Genomic DNA, 24675 nt, shown 5'->3' on the forward strand with positions numbered 1-24675 from the left:
GTAACCGTGTCGGGCATAGATTGGCGCCTGTCTAACGAGCCGGAAGGACGGGGGCAACCATGCGTGTTCTGGCACGGGTCGAGACCGCATTACTGAACCAGACAGGGTATTTGTTTCAGTGGTCTCCGGTGTGTCTGGCAGTCGGTATTGGTCTGTATTTCAGCCTGCGGTTTGAACCGGGGTGGATGGTCTATGCAGGCCTCGTTGCCGTGATCGCGATTTGCTTAGGCTTGGTGCGCTGGCTTCCGTCTGGCTGGGCTGCGTTGACAACAGGGGGGGCGCTGATCGCTGCCGGGTTTATCCTGGCGGGCGGGCGCGCCCACACGGTGGCAGAGCCGGTCCTGTCCTGGCGTTATTACGGCCCGGTCGAGGGGCGGGTTGTAGCCATGGACCGCTCTGCGTCGGATGCGCTGCGGATTACGCTGGATCGGGTGCGTATAGGGGATGTGCCCGGTGACCGGCGGCCGCAGCGCGTCCGGCTTTCCTTGCACGGCGACGCACGCTCACTAGCGCCCGGCCAAAGGATCATGACCACTGCCCATTTGTCGCCCCCACAAGGCCCGGTGGAACCGGGAGGGTTCGATTTTCGGCGACACGCGTGGTTTCAACGACTGGGGGCCGTGGGATACACCCGAGTTCCGGTGCTGATCGCTGCGCCCCCGCAGCCCGAAGGCATCCGCATTACAGCATGGCGAATGGCGATTTCCAACCATGTCCGCACGATCCTGCCGGGTGAGATTGGCGGGTTTGCGGCCGCCGTCACAACGGGTGATCGCAGCGGTATGGGGCAAGAAACGCTAAAGTCACTGCGCGCATCCAACCTGGCGCATCTGTTGGCGATTTCGGGCCTGCACATGGGCTTGCTGACCGGGTTCGTCTACTTGATGTGCAGGCTTTTGTTTTCAACCATTCCTGCGCTGGCTCTCAGATTGCCTGTGCGCAAGCTGGCGGCTGTCTGCGCGATGTTCGCGGCCACGATTTACTTGTTACTGTCTGGGGGGAATGTCGCCACGGAACGCGCCTTTGTCATGGCGAGTGTCATGTTGATGGCCATACTGATCGACAGACGCGCGATTTCCCTACGGGCCGTTGCGGTCGCCGCACTTATCGTACTCAGTCTGCGCCCCGAATCCTTGCTTAGCCCGGGGTTTCAAATGTCTGTTGCCGCAACGACAGCGCTTGTGGCGGTGTTCGGAGCGTTGCGTGACATTGGACCGATGCCGGGGCCAAAGTGGCTGAAACCTGTTGCGGGCCTGCTGATGTCCTCGACTATCGCGGGATTTGCAACCGCGCCAATTGGTGCGGCGCATTTCAACACATTGTCTCACTATGGCCTTCTGGCCAACATGCTTTCGGTGCCGGTCATGGGCATGGTTGTCGTCCCCTCGGCCGTGGTGGCAGCACTGCTGTCGCCATTCGGTCTTGAGATGGTGCCGCTGGCGGTGATGGGGCTGGGTTTAGAGTGGATTCTTGCGGTTTCGCAATGGGTATCGGGATTTGACGGCGCGCAAGGATATGTTGTCAGCCCGCCGCACCCTGTCCTGCCGCTAATTGCGCTTGGCGGCCTGTGGCTTGCGCTGTGGCAAGGACGGGCCAAATGGGTTGGGGTGGCACCAATGGCCGTGGCGTTGATATTATGGGGGCAGGGAAATCGCCCTGAAATACTGGTTGCGGATAGTGGTGGTCTTGTTGGCGTGATGACCGAACAAGGACGCGCCTTGAGTAAGAAAAAGGGAAGCGGGTTTGTCGCAACCGTCTGGCTGGAAAATGATGGGGACGGGGCAGATCAGCTGCATGCGGCCAGCCGTTGGCCGCATGATTCCGGCACCATTCAACGGTATGACTGGCAGGGCAAAGAGGTGTTGCACGTTACAGGCAAACGCGCGGCGCGCGGGATCAGTGCCTGCAATGCCGATCAGATCGTGATTTCTGCCGTGGCGCTGCAACTGTCCGGTGGCTGTGAAGTCTTTGATCCGAAACGGCTGCTGGAAACGGGAAGCCTGTCCCTGTCGGGCGGCAAGATCACAACGTCTAAAGAGGTGATGGGCGACAGGCTCTGGTCCCCGAACACATCCGGGAACCGGGATACCAAGCAGTTTTAGTAGCTGCGGATCAGTCCAACCAGACGACCCTGCACCTTGACCTTATCTTCCGGCAGAACGCGGGTTTCATAGGCGGGGTTCGCGGCCTCAAGCGCAATCGCCTGCCCGCGGCGGAAGAACCGCTTCAAGGTGGCTTCCTGATCTTCGACAAGAGCAACAACGATATCGCCGTTGTCGGCAACCGAGGTTTCCCGGATTACCACCACGTCGCCATCGTTGATACCCGCGTCGATCATCGAGTCGCCACGCACTTCCAGCGCGTAGTGCTCTCCTTTTCCGGAAACCATTGTTCCGGGTACCGCGACGCGGTGCGAGACGTGGCTGATCGCTTCGATTGGAACACCGGCGGCGATGCGGCCCATCACTGGCAATTCCATCGCATCCACAGTCACCGGCTCAAAATTCGCGGGGCGGGGGCCGGACGGTTTGTCGCCGTCGATCACACGTGGCTTGAAGGCCACTGTGGGTTCTCCACCCAGGCTTTCCGGCAGTTTGACGATTTCAATGGCCCGCGCACGGTGCGCCAGACGCCGAATGAACCCACGTTCCTCTAGTGCCGTAATCAATCTGTGGATGCCAGATTTGGACCTGAGGTCCAGCGCGGCCTTCATTTCATCAAAACTGGGCGGAACACCGTCCGCCTGAACGCGTTTGTGAATGAATTCCAACAAATCCAACTGCTTCTTGGTCAACATTGCTCACACCTCATCGGTCATGCGTTTTCTTTTGTTCTACGCATGTTCACGTTTTGTGTCAACGAATTTGAGCGGGATTTAGATCGGCAGGTATTGAACCTCATCCCCGGCAGGTCGGGCGGGGTCATGCGGAGTCCGCACCAACAGAGCGTTTGCCTGCGCCAAAACACTGAGCAGTGAACTGTCCTGATCGGAACATGCGCGAATGCCGGTTTCATCCAGCATAGCCCGCATGTAATGCTCACGCGGACCGTTTTCGCCGAGCGGTTCAGCAAGCCTTGCGGATCGCAATGGGGGCAGAACCTGTTCGACACCCAACATCCGGCGTACCATCGGTAACAGAAAGAGATAGCCGCAAACCATTGCACTGACAGGATTTCCGGGCAAGCCGACCATTGCCGTTTGTCCCAATCGACCCGCCATCAGTGGTTTGCCGGGGCGCATTCGGATCTTGTAGAAAGATTGCTCCATTCCCAGCCCGGTTGAGACATCTGACACCAGATCGTGGTCTCCAACCGATGCGCCGCCGATGGTCACCACCAGATCTGCTCCTTCGGCCAGTCCGAAGGCAGTTTCAAGCGATGAGACCGTATCGCGCGCGACCGGAAGGATGCGGACCTGCGCGCCAGCGTCTTCCAGCAGTGCTTTCAAGCCAAACGTATTGGATGCGATGATCTGATCGGGGCCGGGGGTTTCACCCGGCATCACCAGCTCATCACCGGTGGAGATCAGAGCGACGACAGGTTTTCGAGTCACTGGTACGGTCGCAACGTTCATCGCCGCCATCAGCGCGATGTCCTCGGCGCGCAACTGACGTGGGGCCGGGATTTTTGTGCCTGCTTTGAAATCGACGCCCGCAGGTCTGATATTCGTTTTTGGGCCGGGCAGGTCCGAGATTGTGATCAGGTCGCCGCGACGTTCGGTATCTTCTTGTATGACAACGAAATCAGCACCTGCGGGGACCGGGGCGCCGGTGAAGATACGCACTGCCTGTCCGGGCCCGACGCGACCAGGGTAGCGATTGCCAGCCGCCGACTCGCCGATGACCTTGAACATCGCGTGCAGCTCGACCTCGGTCGCTTTCAGCGCGTAACCGTCCATCGAGGATGCCTCAAAAGGCGGCTGGTCACGGGTGGCCTCGATATCCTGAGCCAGATCACGACCTGCGGCGTCGGACAAAGCAACGGTCTCGGCTGGAAGGGGCGAGACCAGTTCAAACAACAGCGCGCGGGCCTCTTCGACGGTGATCATTTTGCTTCGTAACGTCCTGATTTACCGCCATCTTTTAGCAATACGTGAATGCCGCCGATTTCCATCGCCTTATCCACGGCCTTGGTCATGTCATAGACCGTTAGCGCAGCCGTGGACACGGCTGTCAGCGCCTCCATCTCGACTCCGGTCTGGCCTGATGTTTTGACCGTGGCCTGGACCTGCACACCGGGCAAGTCGGGATCCAGCGTCAGTTCGACAGCTACCTTGGTGACCGGGAGCGGGTGACATAAAGGGATCAGATCAGGCGTTTTCTTCGCGCCCATAATGCCTGCAAGGCGTGCCACGCCCAGAACATCACCTTTCTTAGCGCGGCCTTCGGAAATCAGATCAAAGGTGTCCTGCGCCATTTTGATGTGGCCAGCCGCCACGGCGACGCGGTCGGTGACTTCCTTTTCCGAGACATCGACCATATGGGCCTGTCCCTGAGCATCAAAATGGGTCAAGGGCATCACATGACTCCGGGGATCAGAGGGCTTGCCAGAAGGTGGCGGGTGGCAGCTGCCACGTCGTCCTGACGCATCAGGCTCTCACCGATCAGGAAGCTGCGCGCGCCGTAGCGTGCGATATCGGCCAGATCTTCAGGCGTGCTCAGACCACTTTCGCAGACGATCGTCCGGCCCGCAGGTACAAGCTTGGACAGATGTCGTGTGGTGTCAAGAGATGTCTCGAAGGTCTTGAGATTGCGGTTGTTTATCCCAATCAGTGAGCTTTTCAGCTCTGCTGCACGTTCCAGTTCTTCCTGGTCGTGAACTTCGATCAGGACATCCATACCCCAGTCGAATGCAGTTTGTTCCAGTTCGGCGGCTTGGGCGTCTTCTACCGATGCCATGATAATCAGGATGCAATCCGCACCCAAAGCACGCGCCTCGACCACTTGATAGGGGTCGTACATAAAATCCTTGCGCAGCGCCGGAAGCTCGGTGGCAGCCCGGGCTTCGGTCAGGTACTCTTTTGCACCCTGAAAACTCGGCATGTCGGTCAGCACCGATAAACACGCAGCGCCGCCTTCCTCATAGGCTTTGGCCAGAGCAGGCGGGTCGAAATCCGGGCGGATCAGACCCTTGGACGGGCTGGCTTTCTTGACTTCGGCAATCAGGCCGTACCCCCGACGCGCCGCTGCGCGTAGCGCGTCTGCAAAGCCGCGGATTTCGGGCGCGCTGCGCGCCTCATTTTCCAGCGTTTCCAGCGACTTCTGCGCTTTGTCTGCTGCAACTTCTTCAAGTTTGTAGGCTTTGATCTTGTCCAGAACCGTCTCGGTCATGCGGCCTCCTGCGTAATTCGGGCCAGGGCCGCGATTTTGTCTTTAGCTTTTCCGCTGTCGATGCTTTCCCGCGCCTTGGCAGCACCGTCTTTCAAGTCATAAGCAGAGCCAGCAACCACAAGGGCCGCGGCGGAATTCAACAGTACAGCGTCGCGGTAGGCCGATGGCGCGCCGTCCAACAAGGCGCGGAATGCGACGGCGTTTTCTTCGGGCGTTCCGCCGATGATATCCTCGAACGGGTGGACCGGCAGCCCTGCGTCTTCAGGATGCAGCTCGACCTCTTTCACAACGCCATCTTCCAGCGCGGCGACCCAGCTTACGCCGGTGATCGTCAACTCATCCGTGCCATCTGATCCGTGCACTAACCAGGCGTGTTCAGCGCCCAGCAGTCCCAACGTTTCCGCCATTGGGCGGATCAGGTCGCGACTGAACGCACCGGTCAGTTGACGCCGAACACCAGCGGGGTTGGTCAACGGGCCAAGAATGTTGAAAATCGTACGCGTCCCAAGCTCTTGCCGGCTGGGCATGACATGCGCAATCGCAGGATGGTGCATGGGTGCCATCATAAAGCCGATGCCGACTTCTTGCAGAGCCTTTTCAACGGTTTGCGGGCCAACCATAACGTTGATGCCCAGCTGTCCCAAGGCGTCCGCGGCACCTGATTTGGAACTCAGGTTTCGATTGCCGTGTTTGGCGACAGTGACACCAGCCCCAGCCACAACAAACGCCGTGGCGGTTGAAATGTTCAGGGTGCCTTTGCCGTCGCCGCCAGTGCCAACGATATCCATCGCACCTGCCGGTGCATTGACCGCATTGCACTTTGCGCGCATCACGGCGGCAGCGGCTGCATATTCGTCTACTGTTTCACCGCGTGTACGCATCGCCATCAGCAGGCCGCCAATCTGGCTGGGCGTGGCTTCGCCATCAAACAGGATGCTAAATGCTTGTTCAGCCTCCGCACGCGTTAAGGGTCGATCGGCAGCGGCTCCGATCAGTGGCTTCAGAGCGTCGCTCATGCAGGAACTTTCATCTCGGACAGGAAATTCTTGAGCAGAGCGTGGCCATGCTCGGAGGCGATTGATTCCGGGTGGAACTGGACGCCGTGAATGGGCAATGCTTTGTGTTGCAGGCCCATGATGGTGCCGTCTTCCAGTTCTGCTGTGATCTCAAGGCTATCTGGCAATGTGTCCCGATCCACGATAAGCGAATGATAGCGGGTCGCCTCGAACGGGGTGGGCAGGCCAGCGAACACGCCTTTACCGGTGTGGTGCATCATACCCATCTTGCCGTGGACAATCTCGTGGCAGCGGACAACGTTGCCGCCAAACACCTGCCCAATCGTCTGATGACCAAGACAGACCCCCAGAAGCGGTGTCTTTGTTTCGGCTGCTGCTTCTGTCAGCGCAAGGCAAATTCCGGCCTGATCAGGATCGCACGGGCCAGGGCTGAGAAGGATTCCTGCCGGGTTCATCGCCATGGCTTCTTGTACATCCAGGGCGTCATTCCGCCGAATGACCATTTCGGCGCCAAGTTCGCCTAAATAGTGTACCAGATTGTAGGTAAACGAGTCGTAGTTGTCGATCAGCAGCAGCATTTGGGCACTTGTCTCGGCTTGGGCATTTCGGACTGGCGATACAGCCCCTGGCCACGGTATAATGTCGGGACATACATGCTCAGGCTTGCGGGGCAGCGTCAAGAGGACATCCTGTTCAGGGCGCAATCGCAGGCCAAAGGCGCGGTAAACGGCGTTGAGGCGATCGAAGCAGGATGAAGGCGAGAGGCAGTTAAGATGGGCGGATTTTTAGGCGGGATGATCGCAGGGGCGGTCGTTGTTGGTCTGCTTGGTGTGGTACTATCCCTGAATACCCCTTTGACCCGGAAACCGGTTGTAAACGCCGAGGCCCCCGAGCCGGCACCGGCTGCGACCCCTGAAGTCAGCACCGAAGCGGCTGAGACGGCGGCAGATGCCGATCTGGTAACCGCGGCGCCGGTGACATCCGATGCGTCCGGGGATCAAACGGACAATCTTGCCGGGCTGGCGGACGTAGAGACTGTGCCAGACTCTGAGCCGACGATCAGCGAGGCGGTCACACAGGTCGAAGGGGTCGAAATACCTGAAACGGTTGAGGTAACCACATCAAACGAGGCTCCGGTTGTGCCGCAGCCACCTGCGCAATTGCAGCCATTGCCCAGCACCGAAGGTGAGCCGATCATCTCGGAAACCGCGCCGGAACCGCCGGTTGCACCCAAGCAAGAAGAGACCATTGCCGAGGTTGAGCCGCAGCCCGCGCCCGAAGTCCTGGAAATACTGCCCGAGCCGGAAGTGGAACAGGTGCAGCCCGAGGTGAAAGAGACCCAGCCTGAAATCGCAGAGCCGTTGCCGGAAGTCACCGAAACGGAAATTGAACCAGAACCTCAGCCCGAGCCCGAGGTCGCAGCGGTTCAACCGGAACCCGAGCCGCAGCCTGAACCCACGGCAATCGAACCCCTGGAGCCCGAGGTCGATCCGCTTGAGGAAAACCCGATTGCCGTAGAAGGGGAAGAAGACCCACAGCTTAAAAAGCTGCCCCGGATCGCAGCGGTCCCACAGATCGGCGGTGAAGAAACGGATGCCGACGGTCTGACCGTTGGCAAACGAGTCGTCCCGTTGACTGAACGCGATGACGCGCCGGTTTCAGCGGACGAGCAACCCGCGGTACTTCTGCCCGGTAAGCCAATTGATGCCTATGCCGCCAAGTTCGAAAACCCCGAATCCAAACCGCTTATGTCGATCATTTTGATTGATGATGAAGGGGCCTTTGGAGCCGAGGCGTTGAAGGATTTCCCATACCCACTGAGCTTTGCCGTCAGCCCGTCTGACCCCGATGCGGCCGAAAAAATGGCCCGCCATCGCGCAGCGGGTTTCGAGGTTCTGGCCCTTGCCGACCTGCCCAAGGCGGCCAGCGCACAAGATGCTGAGGTTTCGATGGCTGTGTGGCTGGACACTCTGCCGGAAACCGTTGGTATTCTGGAAGGCGTGGGAACCGGCATTCAGGGTAATCGCAAATTGGCCGATCAGGTGGCCGCAATTGCCGGTGATACCGGGCGCGGGCTTATCACCCAGGATAATGGCCTGAACACTGTCCAGAAACTGGCCGCTCGAAGTGGCATCCCTTCCGGGGTCATCTTTCGCGACATCGACAGTGCCCGCCAGGACCCCACGATCATGCGACGTTTTTTGGATCAGGCGGCGTTCCGGGCTGGTCAGCAGGGAACTGTCGTCATGTTGGGGCGGCTGCGCCCGGACACGATCTCGGCCCTGTTGCTATGGGGGCTGGAAGATCGCGGTGGCCGCGTGGCCATGGCCCCGATTTCAGCGGTCATGACGCAAGAAGCTCAGTAAGGCTGATAATGAAAAACGGCTGACCATGAGGTCAGCCGCTATTCTTTAAGAGTTGCCAGAGCCGGTAAACCGGGCCGCGTCCGCAGCAGCGCGCCGAATGGCGTTCGATTTGTGGACGGTTTCCATGAATTCTGCCTCGGGGTCGCTGTCATAGACCACGCCTCCGCCTGCCTGAATATAAAGCTTCTGGTCTTTCACGATGGCCGTACGCAGGGCGATACACATATCCATGTCGCCGCCCGCGCTGAAATACCCCACACCACCGCCATAAACGCCGCGCTTTTCGGGCTCGAGCTCGTCGATGATCTCCATTGCACGAACCTTTGGCGCGCCTGAAACGGTGCCCGCAGGCATTCCGGCAAAGAAGGCATCCAGCGCGTCTTTGTCTTCGGCTAATTCACCGACCACATTCGACACGATATGCATCACGTGGCTGTAGCGTTCGATGATGAATTCTTCGGTAGGGCGCACAGTGCCGATCTTTGCGACCCGACCGGTGTCGTTGCGACCCAGATCCAGAAGCATCAGATGTTCTGCCAACTCTTTCTTGTCGGCCAGCAGGTCGATTTCGTTGGCTTTATCCTCTTCGGGGGTCGCGCCGCGTGGGCGCGTGCCGGCGATCGGACGGATCGTGATCTCATCGCCAAAGACGCGCACCAGAATCTCGGGGCTGGCCCCCACGACCTGAAAGCCGCCAAAGTTGAAATAGAACATGAAGGGCGACGGGTTCGTGCGCCGAAGCGAACGATAGAGCGCGAAAGGAGGTTGCGGAAAGTCCTGAGTCCAGCGCTGTGCCGGAACAACCTGAAAGATGTCGCCCGCGCGGATGTATTCCTTGGCCTTTTCGACCGCTTCCAAATACCCGGATTTGGTGAAATTCGACACCGGTGCCGCGACCTCGGACGCATCGCCAAGATCGCGAGTTTCGGCGGGCATGGCGCGTTCCAGATCGCGTACTGCGTCCATAACACGTTCTGCGGCCTGTGCATAAGCAGCCTTGGCCGATTGCCCTTCGCTGACCCATGCGGGCGACACAACCGTGACCTCGCCCTTGACGCCGTCCAGCACAGCAATGACCGAGGGTCTGAGCATGATGGCATCAGGCAGGCCGAGCGGATCAGGGTTCACATCAGGCAGGTATTCCACCAGCCGCACCATGTCATAGCCGAGATAGCCAAACAGCCCGGCTGCGGCTTGGGGTAGGTCGTCCGGCAGGTCGATCTTACTTTCCGCCAGCAGCGCCCGCAGGTTATCCATCGGGTTGCCCGTTTCGGGCGAGAACGCGTCAGGGTCGAACCGGGCCGAACGGTTCAGCGCGGACGTCTCGCCTTGGCACCGCCAGATCAGGTCCGGCTTCATCCCGATGATCGAATAGCGGCCACGAACCTCACCACCGGTAACCGATTCCAACATGAACGCGTCTTTCTGCGCGCCTGTCAGCTTGAGAATCAAGGATACCGGCGTGTCCAGATCAGCGGCTAAGCGTGTGTATACAACCTGATTCTCGCCTGCCTCATAGGCGCGGGCGAAGCTGTCAAAGTCGGGGGTCAGCGCCATATTCAGCCTCTTTTAATAGCTCGCCTGAACAGCATTCAGGGCCTGCTGATCTACGACGGGACGGGCACGGACCTGTGCATCGCGGACAAACGCATCAAAGATGTTCTGTGCCAAAGCCTGATCCAGCTGCGCGGTAAGGGCCGCTTGGACCTGACGCAGCTCATCTGTTTCGGCAGGTGGCAACAGTTCATCCAGACGCACGATAAACGCGGTTCCGGCACCGGGAATGACGCGCAGGACACCTTGCTCCATTTCAAAGACCTGAGTCATGAAGTCTGCAGGTACATCTTCCAAAAAGGCCGTGCGGGTCAGGGCGTTTTCGACGCGGAACGGCAATCCGGTAGCCGTAAAGTCACCAGCGGTCTGCACCTGCTCCAGAACAGCATTTGCCTGTTCTTCCAACGCCTTGTTGGTTTCGGCCTGGGTCCAGGCGGCAACAACGCGGTCACGCGCAGAATCAATCGGTTCCGGCCGGGGTTCAAGAACCTCATTCAGACGCAAGGCAAAGATCGAGCCATCTTCAAGAAACGCGACCTCGGGAAAGTCGCCATCCTGCACGGCTTCGGCTGCGCTGCGGAACCCGTCATAGGCGGCGACGCCTTCACCGGTTTGCGCGGTCCAGTCGATTTGACCCAGCTCCATTTCGGTCTCGGAGGTCAGTTCTTCCAAAGTCGCGCCACCGGCCAGCAGGTCATTGATATCCTCGGCCTGCGCCTCAATCTGGCGGCGGGCGCGATCGGCTGCCAATTCCTCGCGCAGGGCAGGGGCGGCATCTTCAAACGACGTGTTGTTTTCGGCAAGCGAGCCATTGATGCGGAACAGCGCCGGTCCGAAGGTGGAAGGCAGCGGGCCGACGACAGCGTCCAGATCGGCAGCAAAGACACCATCGGCGGCTTCGCCCAGATCCTCGCGGGTGACGTCGCCAAGATCGATATCGCTGAGCTCAAGCTGGCGATCCCGAACCAGTTGTTCGAAGGTTGCACCGCCGACCTCTAGCTGAGCCATGGCCGTTTGTGCCGCTTCTTGATCCGGAAAGGTCAGGCGTTCAACTAGGCGACGCTCGGGCTGTTGGAATTCAGCCGCGCGCTGTTCGTACAAACGCTTTACCGAATCCTCGTCGACTTCCACGTCGTCGAGCAGCATTTCGGGTGACAGGATCGCATAAGTCAGCTTTTTGGTGCGAGGCAGGGTGAACAGCTCGGTGTTCTCATCATAAAACGTTTGGACCTGCTCGTCGGTCGGGGCGGCAACAGGTGCGGGCAGGGCGTCAGGCGCCAAAGTTGCAACGGTAAAGCTGCGGCGGGCACCAACGTAGTCGGTCAACACCTGCGTGAGGGTTTCGGGCATCTTCACACCGCTAACCACGGCACTCTGCACGATTGTGCGGGATGTTTCCTTGCGCAGGTCCGATTCGAACTCGGTGTCTGACATGCCGACCTGTTCCAGTTGGAACTGATACGCGTCGCGGTCAAATGTGCCGTTGACGCCCTGAAAAGCCGGAATCGCAACAATTTCTTCCTGCAGGTTCTCATCACCGATCGAGATACCCAACAAACCGACCTCATTGTCCAGCGCTGCCAACGCCGTCAGGCGCGACAAGGCAAGACGATCCAGACCAAACTCCATGGCCTGCGACATTTGCAAAGGCTGGCCTGTCTGTTGTTCAACCGCGCGGATCTCGCGCTGCAGCTCGCGGACATAGTCATCAACCGAGATATCCTCGTTCCCGACCTGGGCCACCGAACGCACGGTGCCAGAGAGGCTGGTTGCGCCAAACCCTGCAAGTCCGAGCATCAAAAGGCCCATGAGAATCCAGACAAAGGTCTTTGATAACTTTTTTACGCCTGCGGCCATTGTGCCCTCTTCGTGCTTTTGTCGGCAGGTAACTGCCCCGTCGGTTGCGGCCCTGAATACGACGCGCACCGTCGGGGAGCAAGCTCAGAAGGACAGAGCAGCCAGCCGTTCGAACAATTGCCCCAATCCGGCGCGGTCCAGATTGGCAAATGCGATACGAACCTGACGTTTTCCGGCCGAATCATTTTCGGGCATGAACATTGTGCCGGGCAGCAGCAGGATGCCGGCCTCGGGGACCAGTCGTTGGGCCAGTTCGTCCGATGGGATATCGAAAGGGTGTTCGAAATAGGCGAAATAAGCGCCCAGACCCAGCAGCCGCCAACCCTTGTCCGTCAGGCTTGGCAACAGCTCGGCAATTGCGGCGCGGCGGTCGAGGATCTCATCCCGTTCACCTGCCAGCCATTGCGACAGGTTCTGCATTCCCCAAAGGGCTGCGTGCTGGCCAATCTGGCTTGGGCAGATGGCGACCGTGTCCAAAAACTTTTCAATCTCGGATAGCAGGTCAGTGCCGGTCGCAATCGCGCCGACACGGTGGCCGGTCAGCCTGTATGCTTTGGAAAAGGAATAGAGGTGGATCAGGGTTTGATCCCAGTCAGGCTGGGCGAACAGGTCATGCGGTGGGCCGCTGCTGCTGTCGAAATCCCGATATGTTTCGTCCACGATCAGCCGGATGCCGACCTCCTGGGCAAGATCAAAGAATGCGCGCACCAAAGGGGCAGAGTATTCCACTCCGCCGGGATTGTTCGGGGTCACAAGAACGATGGCGCGTGTTTTGTCGGTGATCAGAGCACGGGCTGCGTCCGGATCGGGCAGCAGAGCGTCATCGGTTGGCAGATCCACGGTTCGGACGCCAGCCATGTCTAGCCACATCTTGTGATTAAAGTACCAGGGCGTCGGAACGATGACCTCGTCATCCTGATCGGTGATTGCTGTGATCGTAGCAGCAAATGCCTGATTGCAACCCGAGGTGATTGCCACCTGATCGTTGGACACCTGCGCGTCATAGTGCGACCCGATCTGAAGGGCGAGTTCAGCTCGCAGGGCAGGATTGCCCAGAACCGGCCCGTAAAGATGGGCGCTGTCTTCGGTCACGGCAAAGCTGGCAATCGCTTCGCGCAACGCCAGGGGCGGTGGATCGACCGGGGCCGCTTGGCTGACGTTGATCAGGGGACGGTCATCAGGAAACTCCACCCCCTCCAACCAGCGCCGCGCCTCCATGACCGGAGGGGCAAAAGTCGCGGTGGTGCGGGACTGGGTCATGACGGGCCTGTCCTTTGTAAGGCTTTGCCTCACTCCTTGTGGGTTGAGAGGGTTCTTTTAGTCGGTCCCGCGGTAGGGCTCGACATATTGCAGGGCCATATCCCAAGGGAAAAAGATCCAGGTGTCCTGGCTGACCTCGGTGATGAACGTGTCCACCATCGGACGACCCTTGGGCTTGGCGTAAACTGTCGCGAAATGCGCCTTGGGGTACATTGCGCGCACCAGCTCCAGCGTTTTGCCGCTGTCGACCAGATCGTCGATGATCAGAATACCTTCGCCGTCGCGCATCAGCTGGGCATCGGGGGCTTTCAACACCTCGGCTTCGCCTTGGTCCTGATGGTGGTACGAGCGCACGCTGACTGTGTCGACGGTGCGAATGTCCAGCTCGCGGCTGACGATCATCGCAGGTGCCATACCACCACGGGTGATGGCCACAACTGCGCGCCATGCGCCGTCATCCGGGCCTTGCCCGTCCAAACGCCAGGCCAAGGCGCGGGAATCACGGTGAATTTGATCCCAGCTGATGTGAAACCCTTTTTCGTGGGGCAGGCGATCCTTGGCGCTCATGTCATTAACCCTTTTCGACGTCAGGTGCGTCGACGGCTTTCATGCCGACAATGTGATAACCCGAATCCACGTGCAGGTTTTCTCCTGTTACACCGCTGCTGAGGTCAGACAGCAGATACAGAGCTGATTTGCCGACATCGTCGATGGTCACGTTGCGACGCAGGGGCGAGTTATACTCGTTCCATTTCATAATATAGCGGAAGTCGCCGATGCCGCTGGCGGCCAGCGTCTTAATCGGACCGGCCGAGATCGAATTCACGCGGATACCGTCCTTGCCCAGATCCTCGGCCAAATACTTGACCGATGCTTCCAGCGCAGCTTTGGCAACACCCATCACGTTATAATGGGGCATCACCTGTTCCGCGCCATAATAGGTCAGGGTGACTGCGCTGCCGCCTTCGGATATCATCTTTTCGGCCCGTTGCATCACGGCGGTAAAGGAATAGACCGACACGTCCATTGTCAGTTTGAAGTTCGCGCGCGACGTGTCGACGTAACGGCCCCGAAGTTCGTTCTTGTCCGAAAAACCGATGGCGTGAACAACAAAGTCCAGCTCGCCCCATTTCTCTTCCAGAGATGTGAACAGCGTATCAATCGATTCTTCGTCACTTACATCGCAGGGCAGAACAATTTCGCTGCCAAGCTGTGCGGCCAGTGGATCAACGCGTTTCTTAAGTGCGTCGCCTTGATATGAAAAAGCCAGCTCTGCTCCGGAGTCGGACAAGGCACGGGCTATTCCCCATGCGATTGATTTATCATTGGCCAGTCCCATGATGAGGCCGCGTTTGCCGGCCATCAACTGATTTGACATGTTTGGTTCTCCGCCTGTCTTCGCGTTATGTTGGGATGGTTTATGCCATTGGGTGCGCTGCATCAAGGCCGCGCGCTCTTGCCCGTGGCGGGTTCTCGCCCTAGGGTGGGCTTTATTAGTTTCCAGGGGATGGGAATGAGCGAACGTAGCGGCATATTTGCCGGCACCGATCCGTTTGAAATAGCGGGGCGGTGGCTGGCTGAGGCCAAAGAGAACGAACCGAACGATCCGGACGCTATTGCTTTGGCGACCGTCGATTCGGACGGTATGCCGAATGTGCGAATGGTTCTTCTGAAAGAGATCGAACCGGCAGCTTTTGTGTTCTACACCAACTACGAAAGTGCCAAGGCGGCCGAGTTGGACGGCGCCGGAAAAGCTGCTTTTGTGATGCATTGGAAATCTCTGCGGCGGCAAATCCGAGTTCGTGGTACAATAACCAGAGAAAGCGGGCCGCAGGCGGATGAGTATTATGCGTCCCGCTCGCTAAAAAGTCGATTGGGGGCCTGGGCGTCCAAGCAGTCTCAGCCTCTCAGCAGTCGCTCGGTTCTGATGGCCGAGGTGGCCAAGGTGACGGCCAAGTTGGGCCCGAACCCGCCACGCCCGCCGTTCTGGGGCGGCTATCGGCTGGTGCCAACCGAAATCGAATTCTGGGCCGATGGGGCCTTTCGGTTGCACGACAGGTTCCGATGGCAGCGGGATCAAGTGGGTTCCGACTGGCAGATACAGAGGTTAAATCCATGACGTTCGCGTATCGTGAAATGCAAGAAGCCGAAAACAAAGGGTTTTTTCAGCTTGAATTTGCGAGCCATTCCCATACACATCGGACCCTTAACGAAATGACAATTTTCGCGATGGGAACGCCGTGCCAGAAGATCTGAACAACATGTACCGCGTCCGTGGACACGTGAAATGGTTCGACCCTGCAAAGGGTTTCGGATTTGTTGTGTCTGATGAGGGCGGTCCGGATATTTTGTTGCACGTCAATGTGTTGCGCAACTTCGGCCAAAGTTCGGTCGCAGATGGTGCGGGCATAGAAATCATGACCCATCGCACGGACCGTGGTGTTCAGGCGGTTGAGGTCATCAGTGTCGATCCGCCCGCGCGGACGGACACGATGATGCTGGCTGATTTTGCCGAGCTTGATCCGGTTGAGATCGCCGCTGCCCCGCTAGAGGCCGCGCGAGTCAAATGGTTCGACAAAGGCAAAGGCTTTGGGTTCGCCAATGTTTTTGGCCGTGGTGAAGATGTGTTCCTGCATATCGAAGTTCTGCGCCGCTCTGGTCTGTCGGACCTGCAGCCGGGCGAGGCCCTCGCGATGCGTGTCATCAGTGGCAAGCGTGGACGTATGGCGGCTCAGGTACTGGCCTGGGAAGCTGCTTTGGACGACTGAGTGTTTCATGCCTAAGTTTTTTCCGGGTCTTTTAGCGGTTTTGTTGCTTTGGTCCGGGATGACCTGGGCTGCCTGTAAGCCTGATCAGATCGACATCAAGAACGACTCGGCTCAGATCCGATTCAATATCGAATTGGCGATTAGCCCGCAGGATCGGTCGCGCGGTTTGATGTTCCGCGAGTCGCTGCCAAACCGTTCGGGCATGCTGTTCGTTTTTGACCCGCCGCAGCCCGTGGTGTTCTGGATGAAGAACACGCTGATTCCCCTGGACATCATTTTCCTCGATCGGGCCGGTACGGTAACGCATGTCCACCAAGGTGCGATTCCCGGTGATCTGACGCCAATCGAGGGTGGCGATTCCGTCTTTGCGGTTCTCGAAATCAACGCCGGACTGGCCGCGCGCTACTCGATTAAGCCCGGAACCGTCATGCGGCACGAAATTTTTTCGCAAGGTCCTGCAATTTGGTCCTGTTAGGGCTTTTCAAATCAGATTGGCATGGTTAGGAAGGCGCACGGTTCGGGGCGTGGCGCAGTCTGGTAGCGCACCTGTTTTGGGTACAGGGGGTCGTAGGTTCGAATCCTGCCGCCCCGACCACTTCTTTCACTTATGTTGGTGATCCACCCAACGCTTGGTAAAGCGCGCCAAGCGCCTTATCCAGCGTTTCGCTTTCCACTGGTACTTTGACCGACGGGCCGCTTTTGCGTGGGACGTTGAAATACAGCTCAGCATCGACACGGTAGCCCGAGTTGTTCTTGGTCGTTGTCAGCCGCATCACGCTTTTGGGCAGATCCTGAGGGTAACCGTCATAGTTGAGAATCAGAAAAGCGGTCATGTCCGGAGGTAGAAGCTCGGTGCATTCGAAAACCCGATTCCCGGTACTTTCAAAGCGTTCACCCGGGCCGTCGCAGCTTATCTCGAACGTGTCGAACAGCCTTTTGGGGAAATCATCGAACTGGGCGCTGCGTGCCGGAGGGCGCACATCTTGTGGTGTGCAGGCCACGATCAGGGCCAGAATCGGAAGTAAACGTAACAACGACATCTGTCCGCTCCCCTTTGTGTGATCGCGCCTGGCTGTTTACCCAGCGCCGCGGATCAAAATGACCGCTTCGTGATTCTCATCCAACTTAGACATCTTAGCGTTAGATTATCAAATTCCGATAACTGTGCCGGGAAACACAGTTAATTAACCTGCGGGTTTTTGAAATCGCTGCGTGTACCCGGTGGATGAACCTGTGGAGGAATCAGAACAGGGTGTCCGGATGCAAGTTGTCAGAAATGGGTCAACACAAAAGATATCAAAAATGACTTAAAAATGGCGTTGACGATCTATGGGTCGATACGCCAAGTTGTATGGGCCGGAAGGGTTGCCACAAAATCTGGTATCAAAACCAGAATAGGGCACAGGGCAAGGGTCGGAAAGCACATCATAGTAACGTGCAACCGTTTGATCGGTTTTGCGCTGCAGAATGCAGCGGCTGGTCTATTGCGCCCAATTTTATACGGCATGGCGATCGGTCCGCGTCTGAGGACCTGACGCTGAAAGACAAGTTGATTGAATCTAGGGCGTGCGGACATGAAGATTGACAGGAAATTTACGAAACCGGGGCAGGACGCTTATGCGGAACTGGACTTTGTCTCAGCGACGTCTGAGATCCGAAACCCCGATGGCACCATCGTTTTTCGCCTAGACAACATCGAAGTGCCCACGCGGTGGAGCCAAGTTGCCAGCGACGTCATCGCGCAGAAGTATTTCCGTAAGGCGGGCGTGCCGACTAAGCTTAAGAAAGTAAAAGAGAAAGACGTCCCCGAATTTCTGTGGCGCTCGGTCCCGGCCGATGACGCGGAGTTCGATGGTGAGACGTCTTCAAAGCAGGTTTTTGACCGCCTGGCGGGCGCCTGGGCCTATTGGGGCTGGAAGGGTGGTTACTTCTCGACGGAAGTGGATGCGCGCGCCTACTTTGATGAGATGCGCTATATGCTGGCGACCCAGCGCGCCGCGCCGAACAGCCCACAGTGGTTCAACACGGGTCTGCACTGGGCATATGGAATCGACGGCCCCGCGCAAGGTCACCACTACGTCGACTACAAGACCGGCAAGCTGACCAAATCGAAATCCGCGTATGAACATCCGCAGCCGCACGCGTGCTTCATCCAGTCTGTCGATGATGATCTGGTGAACGAAGGCGGCATCATGGATCTGTGGGTGCGCGAGGCGCGCCTGTTCAAATACGGCTCGGGCACCGGGACCAACTTCAGCCACTTGCGCGCAGAAGGCGAGGCGCTGTCGGGTGGCGGCAAGTCCTCGGGCCTTATGGGCTTTCTCAAGATCGGCGACCGCGCCGCTGGCGCGATCAAATCAGGCGGAACAACCCGTCGAGCAGCAAAGATGGTAATCGTCGATGCTGATCACCCTGACATCGAGAAATTCATCGAGTGGAAGGTGATCGAAGAGCAGAAGGTGGCCTCGATCGTAGCCGGATCGAAGATGCACGAGAAGATGCTGAACGGCATTTTCGAGGCCATCCGCACATGGGACGGCGCGCAAGACGACGCGTATGATCCCAAGAAGAATGACGCCCTGAAGGACGCGGTTCGCGATGCCAAAAAGGTCGCGATCCCAGAAACTTACATCAAGCGCGTTCTGGACTATGCCAAGCAGGGTCACGACAGCATTGAATTCCCGACTTACGATACGGACTGGGATTCGGAAGCCTATAGCTCGGTCTCGGGTCAGAACTCGAACAACTCGATCCGTGTGACCAATGCATTTCTGACCGCAGTTGAGAAAGATGCCGATTGGGAACTGATCAACCGCACCGATGGCAAAGTTGCCAAGACAGTCAAGGCACGCGACCTTTGGGAAAAAGTCGGCCACGCCGCATGGGCTTGTGCCGATCCTGGTATTCAGTTCCACGACACCGTCAATGAATGGCACACATGCCCCAAAGATGGTGAGATTCGCGGTTCGAACCCGTGCTCGGAATACATGTTCCTTGATGACACAGCTTGTAACCTGGCGTCGATGAACCTGCTGACCTTCCTCAAGGATGGTGAGTTCCAGGCGGAAGACTACATGCACGCCTCGCGCCTGTGGACCCTGACGCTGGAAATCTCAGTCACGATGGCGCAGTTCCCATCCAAGGAAATCGCGCAACTGTCCTATGATTTCCGCACCTTGGGTCTGGGCTATGCCAACATCGGCGGTCTGCTGATGAACATGGGTTACAGCTACGACTCGGATGAGGGTCGGGCGATCTGTGGCGCGCTGACCGCGATCATGACCGGCGTGGCCTATGCCACCTCGGCCGAGATTGCCGGAGAGCTTGGACCCTTCAAGGGCTATGAGCGCAACGCAGACAACATGCTGCGCGTTATCCGCAACCACCGCCGTGCCTCGCAAGGTGTGACCGATGGGTATGAGAAACTGGCCGTGAAGCCGGTGCCTCTGGACCATGGCAACTGCCCGGACAAGCGTCTGGTCGATCTGGCGATGTCGGCTTGGGACGAGGCGCTGAGCCTTGGCGAAAAGAACGGCTATCGCAACGCGCAAGCCACGGTGATCGCGCCCACCGGCACAATTGGTCTGGTGATGGATTGCGACACGACCGGGATCGAGCCGGACTTTGCCCTAGTGAAGTTCAAAAAGCTCGCGGGTGGCGGTTACTTCAAGATCATCAACCGCTCGGTGCCGTCAGCGCTGGAGAAGCAGGGCTATTCCTCGTCTCAGATTGAAGAGATCGTGGGTTACGCGGTTGGTCACGGCACCATCGGCAACGCGCCGGGGATTAACCACACCTCGCTGACGGGTCACGGGTTTGGCCCAAATGAGCTGGCCAAGGTGGATGCCGCGCTGGAAAGCGCCTTTGATATCCGGTTCGTCTTCAACCAGTGGACACTGGGCGAGGATTTCTGCACCGGCGTTCTGGGCATCCCGGCGACCAAACTGAATGACCCGACCTTCGATCTGCTGCGCCATCTGGGCTTTACCAAGGCGGATATCGACGCGGCCAACGACCATGTCTGCGGAACCATGACGCTGGAAGGCGCGCCGCATCTGAAGGAAGAACATTACTCGATCTTCGACTGCGCCAACCCGTGCGGCAAGAAAGGCAAGCGTTTCCTTGGGGTTGATAGCCACATCACTATGATGGCTGCGGCGCAAAGCTTCATCTCGGGTGCGATCAGCAAAACGATCAACATGCCGAATGACGCGACCATCGAGGATTGCCAGAAGGCTTATGAGCTCAGCTGGTCGCTCGGTGTGAAGGCCAATGCGCTATACCGTGACGGTTCTAAACTGTCGCAGCCGCTGGCAGCCGCACTGGTCGAGGACGATGACGAGGCGGCAGAGGTGCTGGAGAGCGGCACGGCCCATGAAAAGGCCGTCGTTCTCGCCGAAAAGGTCATTGAGAAGGTCGTCGTCAAGGAAATCATCCGCAGCCATCGTGAGAAACTGCCGCATCGCCGCAAGGGTTACACCCAGAAAGCGATCGTCGGTGGCCACAAGGTCTATCTGCGGACAGGTGAGTTCGAAGACGGCAAACTGGGCGAAATCTTCATCGACATGCACAAGGAAGGCGCTGGCTTCCGGGCGATGATGAACAACTTTGCCATCGCAGTGTCGGTTGGCCTGCAATACGGTGTTCCGCTGGAAGAATTCGTCGACGCCTTTACCTTCACCAAGTTTGAACCAGCGGGAATGGTGCAGGGCAACGACTCGATCAAGAACGCGACGTCGATCCTGGATTACATCTTCCGCGAACTTGCCGTGTCCTATCTGGACCGCACCGATCTGGCCCATGTGAAACCCGAAGGTGCCACATTTGATGATCTGGGCCGCGGCGAGGAAGATGGTCTGTCCAACGTATCTGAAATCAGCGACAGCGCCGCGTCCAAGTCCTTGGAAGTGTTGAAACAAATCAGCTCGACCGGTTATCTGCGCAAACGTCTGCCGCAGGATCTGGTGGTGTTCAACGGCGGCCAACCGGAAGTGAACAGCATGGCAGAACCGGCCGCGCAATTCGAAGCTCCGGTTGCGGAAACTGCCGTTGCCACGGGCATGGACGCACGGACCAAGGCCAAGATGCAGGGGTACGAGGGCGATCCTTGCGGCGAATGCGGAAATTACACGCTGGTGCGCAATGGCACCTGCATGAAGTGCAACACCTGCGGGGCAACCAGCGGGTGTAGCTAAGGAAAACGCCCCGTCAGGCGGGGTGTAGGGATCAGGGTTTCCCCTCGGATGTCCGATCCCGACGAACACGGAGCAAGGCGTTGAGACTTACCAAATACGCCTAGGTCCACTCGGTCGACATGCCCGTGTCGACCGGGAACAGGGTGGGGCGGAATATTTGCTCTTTCCCACTCTCTCACGGGACGGGTGCGCTCGTTCCATGCGACGTCCAGGCCGCAGGCAAACAAAACACCGGGCGGTCAACGAATGGAGCCTGGATGGCGAAACTGACAGGGGGCTTCGGCCCCCTTTCTTTTTGCCCCCCGAGTCGGTGATTTAGGCAGGGCCTTGCCGGAACGGCACAGGCGCATCGGGCAAGAACCGCCGAAACGTGGATTGTACATTTCGCCCAGCGGTTGATTGCAGACGCGACTCGGACAAACACGCGAAGAATGGCGCGAAACAGGGCGTGATGCCGGGTTGGGGTGACGGGGTTCATCGGTTTGGTGTCTGTGGTGCCTGTCCGGACGAAAACACACACAAATACCACTTAGGAGGCATCACAATGAAACCGCAAAACCTGGCAATCATTTCCGCATTCGTATTGGGCCTGCCGGCGATGGCTGCCGCGCAGTCCTCGGCGGACACCAACGGCGATGGGGTTCTGACCATAGAAGAAGTTCAGGCCGTTCTGCCCGAGGTTGACGCCGATGGTTTCTCGGCGATGGACGCCAACGGCGACGGGTCGCTGGACGCAGATGAAATTGCCATCGCGCAGGAAGCAGGGTTGCTACCGCCCAGCAACGGTTAATCCTGCGAAGGCATCGGCGGCCCGTACCCCCGCGGGCCGCCATATTTCAATGGGTTACGCCGGCAAATAAATGTTAAACCTGCCGCGCAGTTCGGCATCCAAAAGCGGATCGAATCTGGCCGGAGACGGCGTCGAGAGAATCTCTTCCTTCCGCTTCACCGCCTTTTCGATCAAATCGGGCTTGCCAATTTCAACCCATTCCTTCGGAGACGACCGGTCGCCAAAAGTCGGGTAGACATAGTCCGCCTGCATTCGGCTCAGCGTTGCATCGGTTCCCAGATAGTGACCGGGTCCGCCGATACAGACTTCGGCCATCTGATTCAGTGCCAGCGTTTCGTCCGTCACTTCGATGCCGCGTACACAGCGTTGTGCTTGCCCGATTAAATCATCGCTGAGGATCAGGCTTTCATGGCAGAATCCCAGCAGCGAGGCATGCATGCCTGCGGACTCATACACCATGTTCAAACCCGAAAGCCCGGCCATGACGTTCGAGCACATCTGCTCCCACCCGGCTTGCATGTCGGGCAGTTTCGCATCCGATGCACCGGCGGCCGCGCCGCCCGGCAAGTCGTAGAAGTGGTGCATTTGGGCGCAGCCCGCTGTCAGGAGTGCTTGTTCGCCAGACCCGATGGACATCGCACCTGTGCGCAGATCAAGGCCAAAGGGCCAGGTGCCAAAAATCGCGGGTGCACCGGGACTTACAGCGTTTACATAAACCAATCCGGCCAGGCATTCGGCGGTGGCCTGCGCAATAGCACCGGCGATTGTCGAAGGCGCGGTGGCGCCGGCCATTCCGGCCGATAGTAGCAGAACGGGCATTCCTGCCTTGATGCATTCCTCCATGACTTCGCAGCTTTCGGTTGCGAATTTCATCGGTGGAACAACAAAGCAGTTCGAGTTCGACATAAAGGGCCGTTCTCGCCACTTATCCTCTCCACCAGCGATCATGTGCAGCATCTCGATCGCGGGGGCAACATGGCTGGGTTCGGTGAAGGACGTGCCGATATGTTTGAACGTTCCGGACGTGGTGGCGTAGACCGTGTTCAAATCCATCTCGAGGTTGTCGGCGATGTCGCGGCACACCATTGGGCGCTGAACAAAGTGAATGTTTTCAAGTTGTTCACAGATTCGAGACGCGTCGTGCAGGTCTTGAAGTGTCGAATCCCGGTATTCCTGACCGTGAACATCAACCATGCTGACAGCCGCGCCGGCAGTACCAAAGTGGACGCGGTTGCCCGACAGTTCCAGATCAGAGTTGCCATCCCTTGAATGCAAGGTGACCGAGCGATTGGCCTTGGCGATTGTGTCTTCGACCAAGGCGCGGGGGAAGCGGATACGCCCGTCGTCACCCAAGATACAGCCAGCGCCGACAAGATAGTCGATCCCGCTTTGCGGGGCGTCCGCCAGACCAATGGTTTCCAGCGCGGTCAGCGCGGCTTGGTGGATACGCTCGATCTGCGCCGGGGTTAGCACCTTCAGCATGCCGCTCTCCATGCCGGGGCGGATAGGGCGCAGATGTTCGGGCAGCGCTGTGGCACGGGCCGCACGGCGCGCGGCACGACCGCCGCTGCGCGATGAATTTCGGGTTTGTTCGTTCATAATTTAAGGTCCGGTCGAAAAAGTACGTTCAGGGTGAGTGTACTCAGACCACAACTGGCCGCCCACGCGCGGCACGCCCGCGATCCGCACCAATGGTACGGCTGATCAGGCGAATCTTCCAAACGTCACTTTGCATGCGGGTCCTCAATTGGTGATGCAAACTCTCTCAATACGAAGGCGCATAATCTGTCCTGTTTGCGACCTGTGGGGCCAAAAACGAAGTGTTGTGCCTTGTCGGCATCACGTTCTTGCCGTGGGGTAAAGTTTTTTCCCGAATGTGGGAAAATCTGTTAAGCTTCTATCACTTATTTAAGAGTGGTCCGTGATCTCAATGGATTTTTAACGATTGCAGACCAAGTTTTATGTGATGAAGCCCATCGTTTGGTGGGCGCGCTGCAAGGAATTTTGGAGAGGTTGATGAAAGCCCTGATGGCCCTCATGACCACCTGCCTGACAATCGGCAATGCACCGGTATATGCAGAGGATTGGACGGGGGCGTATGCGGGCTTCAGCTTTGGCTATGCGGATGTAGATGGCCCAAATAACTCTGGCGGAAACGACACGACTTTTGGACCGCTTGTCGGTTATGACCATGACTTCGGGAATTTCGTTCTTGGCGGTGAGCTGGAATACAATCGGCTTTCTCTGGATTTGGGGCAGGGTGAAGGCAGCGTGGACAGTCTGACCCGCCTTAAGTTGCGCGGTGGTTATGATTTCGGACCGGCCTTGGGCTATGTCGTCGTGGGCGCGGCCCGATTGGATGCGTCACCGGAAAATGACACCGCTGCAGTGTACGGCATCGGAATTGCCTATCCCATCGGTGACAGTTTCGTCATCAGTGGTGAGGCCTTGCGTCAGGATTTTAACGACGTCACACGAAGTCAGGGCGATATTGACGCCAACGTGTTCAACCTGCGTACAACTTTCCGGTTTTAAGGCC

21 protein-coding genes and 1 tRNA gene are annotated in these 24675 nt (G+C 58.2%); 9 read left to right on the top strand and 13 right to left on the bottom strand.

From position 1 onward, the window contains the following. Positions 1-59 precede the first annotated feature (59 nt). Positions 60-2102, top strand: a complete 2043-nt coding sequence (locus DK510_RS09160) for a ComEC/Rec2 family competence protein (RefSeq protein WP_109311811.1) — start codon at positions 60-62, stop codon at positions 2100-2102. Here the strand turns inward: DK510_RS09160 and lexA are convergent. From lexA to DK510_RS09190, 6 genes are all read right to left on the bottom strand, one after another. Continuing rightward, positions 2099-2797, bottom strand: a complete 699-nt coding sequence (gene lexA, locus DK510_RS09165; protein ID WP_109311812.1) for a transcriptional repressor LexA — start codon at positions 2795-2797, stop codon at positions 2099-2101. The two genes, DK510_RS09160 and lexA, sit on opposite strands and share 4 nt — an antisense overlap. 78 nt (positions 2798-2875) lie before the next feature. Beyond that, positions 2876-4048 (bottom strand): gephyrin-like molybdotransferase Glp, encoded by a 1173-nt coding sequence (gene glp, locus DK510_RS09170; protein ID WP_109311813.1) that lies wholly within the window; start codon positions 4046-4048, stop codon positions 2876-2878. Beyond that, on the bottom strand, positions 4045-4518 hold the full coding sequence (gene moaC / locus DK510_RS09175) for a cyclic pyranopterin monophosphate synthase MoaC (protein ID WP_109311814.1): 474 nt from the start codon (positions 4516-4518) through the stop codon (positions 4045-4047). The genes glp and moaC overlap by 4 nt, the downstream gene beginning before the upstream one ends. Continuing rightward, entirely contained in the window at positions 4518-5330 is an 813-nt protein-coding gene (trpC, locus tag DK510_RS09180) for an indole-3-glycerol phosphate synthase TrpC (protein ID WP_109311815.1), read from the bottom strand. Before trpC ends, moaC begins: the two co-directional genes overlap by 1 nt. Further along, positions 5327-6346 (bottom strand): anthranilate phosphoribosyltransferase, encoded by a 1020-nt coding sequence (gene trpD, locus DK510_RS09185; protein ID WP_109311816.1) that lies wholly within the window; start codon positions 6344-6346, stop codon positions 5327-5329. The genes trpC and trpD overlap by 4 nt, the downstream gene beginning before the upstream one ends. After that, positions 6343-6924, bottom strand: a complete 582-nt coding sequence (locus DK510_RS09190) for an aminodeoxychorismate/anthranilate synthase component II (protein WP_109311817.1) — start codon at positions 6922-6924, stop codon at positions 6343-6345. Before DK510_RS09190 ends, trpD begins: the two co-directional genes overlap by 4 nt. Positions 6925-7119: 195 nt before the next feature. On the opposite strand from DK510_RS09190, the gene DK510_RS09195 reads away from it, so the two are divergent. Then, complete coding sequence (locus DK510_RS09195) at positions 7120-8712, top strand: divergent polysaccharide deacetylase family protein (RefSeq protein WP_109311818.1); 1593 nt, start codon at positions 7120-7122, stop codon at positions 8710-8712. Positions 8713-8757: 45 nt separating this feature from the next. Here DK510_RS09195 and trpE read toward each other — a convergent pair whose 3' ends face one another. The 5 genes from trpE to fabI all read right to left on the bottom strand — a co-directional run bounded on the left by trpE (position 8758) and on the right by fabI (position 14761). Then, entirely contained in the window at positions 8758-10269 is a 1512-nt protein-coding gene (gene trpE, locus DK510_RS09200) for an anthranilate synthase component I (protein WP_109311819.1), read from the bottom strand. Between the two features lie 12 nt (positions 10270-10281). Further along, positions 10282-12123 carry a peptidyl-prolyl cis-trans isomerase gene (locus DK510_RS09205; RefSeq protein WP_109311820.1) on the bottom strand — a complete coding sequence of 614 codons (1842 nt, stop codon included), beginning with the start codon at positions 12121-12123 and terminating at the stop codon, positions 10282-10284. 84 nt (positions 12124-12207) lie between these two features. Continuing rightward, positions 12208-13383 carry an aminotransferase gene (locus tag DK510_RS09210; protein WP_109311821.1) on the bottom strand — a complete coding sequence of 392 codons (1176 nt, stop codon included), beginning with the start codon at positions 13381-13383 and terminating at the stop codon, positions 12208-12210. 57 nt (positions 13384-13440) lie between these two features. Next, positions 13441-13950: a xanthine phosphoribosyltransferase gene (gpt, locus tag DK510_RS09215; protein ID WP_058271741.1), complete on the bottom strand. Its 510-nt coding sequence runs from the start codon at positions 13948-13950 to the stop codon at positions 13441-13443. Positions 13951-13954: 4 nt separating this feature from the next. Further along, positions 13955-14761: an enoyl-ACP reductase FabI gene (fabI, locus tag DK510_RS09220; protein ID WP_109311822.1), complete on the bottom strand. Its 807-nt coding sequence runs from the start codon at positions 14759-14761 to the stop codon at positions 13955-13957. A gap of 135 nt (positions 14762-14896) precedes the next feature. Between fabI and pdxH the strand changes: the two genes are divergently transcribed. The 4 genes from pdxH to DK510_RS09240 all read left to right on the top strand — a co-directional run bounded on the left by pdxH (position 14897) and on the right by DK510_RS09240 (position 16746). Next, a complete protein-coding gene (gene pdxH, locus DK510_RS09225; protein WP_109311823.1) occupies positions 14897-15502 on the top strand; it encodes a pyridoxamine 5'-phosphate oxidase in 606 nt (201 codons plus the stop codon). Between the two features lie 142 nt (positions 15503-15644). Next, positions 15645-16151, top strand: a complete 507-nt coding sequence (locus tag DK510_RS09230; protein WP_369934646.1) for a cold-shock protein — start codon at positions 15645-15647, stop codon at positions 16149-16151. Between the two features lie 7 nt (positions 16152-16158). Next, complete coding sequence (locus DK510_RS09235; protein ID WP_108858523.1) at positions 16159-16626, top strand: DUF192 domain-containing protein; 468 nt, start codon at positions 16159-16161, stop codon at positions 16624-16626. Between the two features lie 43 nt (positions 16627-16669). After that, positions 16670-16746: transfer RNA gene (locus DK510_RS09240), tRNA-Pro, on the top strand. Positions 16747-16756: 10 nt separating this feature from the next. Here the strand turns inward: DK510_RS09240 and DK510_RS09245 are convergent. Next, a complete protein-coding gene (locus DK510_RS09245; RefSeq protein WP_109311824.1) occupies positions 16757-17191 on the bottom strand; it encodes a hypothetical protein in 435 nt (144 codons plus the stop codon). A gap of 534 nt (positions 17192-17725) precedes the next feature. Between DK510_RS09245 and DK510_RS09250 the strand changes: the two genes are divergently transcribed. Beyond that, the gene (locus DK510_RS09250; protein WP_109311825.1) at positions 17726-21346 is read left to right on the top strand and encodes a vitamin B12-dependent ribonucleotide reductase; all 3621 of its coding nucleotides are present in this window, start codon (positions 17726-17728) and stop codon (positions 21344-21346) included. A 544-nt stretch (positions 21347-21890) separates the two neighbouring features. After that, entirely contained in the window at positions 21891-22136 is a 246-nt protein-coding gene (locus DK510_RS09255) for a hypothetical protein (RefSeq protein WP_108859061.1), read from the top strand. Between the two features lie 54 nt (positions 22137-22190). Here DK510_RS09255 and DK510_RS09260 read toward each other — a convergent pair whose 3' ends face one another. Further along, the gene (locus DK510_RS09260; RefSeq protein ID WP_109311826.1) at positions 22191-23735 is read right to left on the bottom strand and encodes a trimethylamine methyltransferase family protein; all 1545 of its coding nucleotides are present in this window, start codon (positions 23733-23735) and stop codon (positions 22191-22193) included. Positions 23736-24152: 417 nt separating this feature from the next. Between DK510_RS09260 and DK510_RS09265 the strand changes: the two genes are divergently transcribed. Next, positions 24153-24671: an outer membrane protein gene (locus tag DK510_RS09265; RefSeq protein WP_109311896.1), complete on the top strand. Its 519-nt coding sequence runs from the start codon at positions 24153-24155 to the stop codon at positions 24669-24671. Positions 24672-24675: the final 4 nt, after the last annotated feature.

This window comes from Ruegeria sp. AU67, assembly GCF_900312795.1.
Classification (GTDB): Bacteria; Pseudomonadota; Alphaproteobacteria; order Rhodobacterales; family Rhodobacteraceae; genus Ruegeria; species Ruegeria atlantica.